Genomic DNA, 1,593 nt, shown 5'->3' with positions numbered 1-1,593 from the left:
ACAACGGCGCTCTCGGTGGTGAGCACCATGCGCGCCACGGAGGTGGCGTTCTCGACGGCGGAACGGGTCACCTTGACCGGATCCACGACGCCCTCGGTCACCAGATCGCCGTAGGTCAGGGTGGCGGCGTTGAAGCCCTCCTTGCCCTCGGAGACCTTGGCGACCACGACCGCGCCGTCCACGCCCGCGTTGCTGGCGATCCAGTACAGCGGGGACAGCAGCGCCTGGCGCACGACCTCGACGCCGACCGCCTCGTCACCGGAGAGCGAGTCCTTCAGCTCGACCAGCTTGGTGGACGCCTGCACCAGCGCCGAACCGCCGCCGGAGACGATGCCCTCGGCGACCGCGGCCTTGGCGGAGGAGACCGCGTCCTCGACGCGGTACTTGCGCTCCTTGAGCTCGGTCTCGGTGGCCGCGCCGACCCGGATCACCGCGACGCCGCCGGCCAGCTTTGCCAGCCGCTCCTCGAGCTTCTCGCGGTCCCAGTCGGAGTCGGTGTGCTCGATCTCCTTGCGCAGCTGGGCGACGCGCGCGTCCACGGCGTCCTGGGTGCCCGCACCCTCGACGATGGTGGTGTCGTCCTTGGTGACGACCACGCGACGGGCCTTGCCCAGCACCTCGAGCCCGGCCTCACGCAGGTTGATGCCCAGCTCGGGGTTGACCACGGTGCCGCCGGTGACGATGGCCAGGTCGTCCAGGAACGCCTTGCGGCGGTCGCCGAAGAACGGCGCCTTGACCGCGACGGCCTTGAGGGTCTTGCGGATCGCGTTGACCACCAGGGTGGACAGCGCCTCGCCCTCGACGTCCTCGGCGATGATGACGAGCGGCTTGCCGGATTCGGCGATCTTCTCCAGCAGCGGCAGCAGATCCGGCAGCGAGCTGATCTTCTCGCGGTTCAGCAGGATCCAGGCGTCCTCGAAGACGGCCTGCTGGGTCTCCGGATCGGTGGCGAAGTACGGCGACAGGTAGCCCTTGTCGAACTGCACGCCCTCGGTGATGACGACCTCGGTCTGCAGCGAGGAGGACTCCTCGATGGTGACCACGCCGTCCTTGCCGACGGTGGTGAGCGCCTTGCCGACCAGCTCGCCGATCTCCTCGTCGCGCGAGGACACGGTGGCGACCTGCGCGATGGACTTCTCGTCGGTCACGGGGGTGGCGGCGGCCAGCAGCGCCTCGGAGACGACCGCGGCGGCCTTCTCCATGCCCTTGCCGAGCACCATCGGGTTGGCGCCCGCGGCGATGTTCTTCAGGCCGCCCTTGATGAGGGCCTGGGCCAGCACGGTGGCGGTGGTGGTGCCGTCGCCGGCGACATCGTTGGTCTTGGTGGCGACGCTCTTGACCAGCTGCGCGCCCAGATTCTCGAACGGGTCCTCGAGGTCGATGTCGCGGGCGATGGTCACGCCGTCGTTGGTGACGGTCGGGCCGCCGAACGCCTTGGCCAGCACCACGTGCCGGCCGCGCGGGCCCAGGGTGACCTTGACGGCGTCGGCCAGCTTGTCGACGCCGCGCTCCATAGCCCGACGAGCCTTCTCGTCGAACTCGATCTGCTTTGCCATATGTTCCTACTCCTGTGGGTCCGGGGGAATCGGGGGC

The 1,593-nt window shown here is 69.4% G+C and carries 1 protein-coding gene; it reads right to left on the bottom strand.

The window, feature by feature from the left end:
- Positions 1–1,556: chaperonin GroEL (gene groL / locus QK444_RS36135; protein WP_282786598.1), on the bottom strand; the 1,556-nt coding region annotated here is incomplete at its 3' end.
- Between the last annotated feature and the right edge of the window lie 37 nt (positions 1,557–1,593).

The organism is Nocardia sp. CC201C (assembly GCF_030010695.1).
In the GTDB taxonomy this organism is placed as follows: Bacteria; Actinomycetota; Actinomycetes; order Mycobacteriales; family Mycobacteriaceae; genus Nocardia; species Nocardia otitidiscaviarum.
The sequence above is the reverse complement of the archived record's forward strand: the minus strand, read 5'-3'. Positions and strand labels throughout refer to the sequence as shown.